The sequence below is a fragment of the Endozoicomonas sp. ONNA2 genome, assembly GCF_024606365.1.
Taxonomy (GTDB): domain Bacteria; phylum Pseudomonadota; class Gammaproteobacteria; order Pseudomonadales; family Endozoicomonadaceae; genus Endozoicomonas.
Map to the genome: position 1 here is coordinate 1 of NZ_JAHHPO010000086.1, position 1,145 is coordinate 1,145.

General features: G+C 44.0%; 1 protein-coding gene. It reads left to right on the forward strand.

Annotation, left to right across the window (positions count from 1 at the left end):
- Positions 1-72: 72 nt before the first annotated feature.
- Entirely contained in the window at positions 73-1,029 is a 957-nt protein-coding gene (locus tag KDK14_RS01555; RefSeq protein ID WP_257263257.1) for a protein kinase, read from the forward strand.
- Positions 1,030-1,145 lie beyond the last annotated feature (116 nt).

The window sequence follows — 1,145 nt, forward strand, 5'->3', positions numbered from 1 at the left end:
CGTCTGTAGAAATGTCGAAGTTATTTCAGGACAGCTCCTAAAGCCTACATCAATCTGAAAAGGGACAAACCAATGAATACATCAATGGATATTCATTTCCCTGATTTTACTGAAAATGGGTCACCGACTGATCAAGGTTGCCTTAGAAATCCCTGTAACATCGTTTCGTCTGCTTATCACTATGTGTTGGTCAGGTTCAGGGGGACTCATGTGAATAAGCGTGTGAATGAGCGAATGCTGGATTCAAAAGCAATCCATGAAGATAGATTCTTAACTTTGAAGCGTGAGACTTGGGAGACCCCCGAAGGTAGAAAAATCCGCATAAGAAAGTGTTATAAGAATAGAGTGGCTAAAAAGTATCTCAAAAATGAAAAGGCGATTCTCAGAGCTGCTCAGGGTCCGAATATTGTGCCGCTCATTGAAACGGAGGACAAAAATATATTGATGCCCTACGCTGGCGAAACGCTTCTTTGTATTTTGTCTCGGGACCGGAGTCGAGGGCTACCACTGCCCAAGTTTGAGAACTATGCCCGGCAACTAATGCAGGGTGTTGCACATATGCACCAATCAGGGATCTGGCATTTGGATTTGAAACTTGGCAATCTATTAGCGGATGAGAGTGACGAAGACAAACTTTCCATTATTGATTTCGGTCTTTCTCAGCGTGGTGGTCCGGCCAAGCAGAAGGAATTTTGCAGTGAAGGCTATAAACCTCCTGAAATGTTTCATCGGGGATACAAGACCATTTCTGTGAAAACCGATATTTTTTCAGCGGGGGTTGTTCTTTTCGAGTTGTTGACGAATTACATACTTTTTCCTCATCCAATTAATATTCGTAACAAGCAATATATGGCGAACCAAGCCTCATACTACGAGTACCTGGATGATCGACTGAAAGAAGTGGAGGCCATTGATAAAGGCTGTGCGGAAGATAAACACTATGCGAAATTAATAAGGTCAATGCTGGCCTGGAATCCGGAGGATCGGCCTGATGCAAACGTAGTGCTGGACTGTTTCATGAGATCCTGACCATAACATCAAGAATCCGCATTCCAGTCGGTAAAATGTCTGAAAATAGAGTTCTAATCCAAAAATTCCTGCCAGGAGACTGTCCGAGAATAGCGCCCGACCGGGCGTCCCCGTAG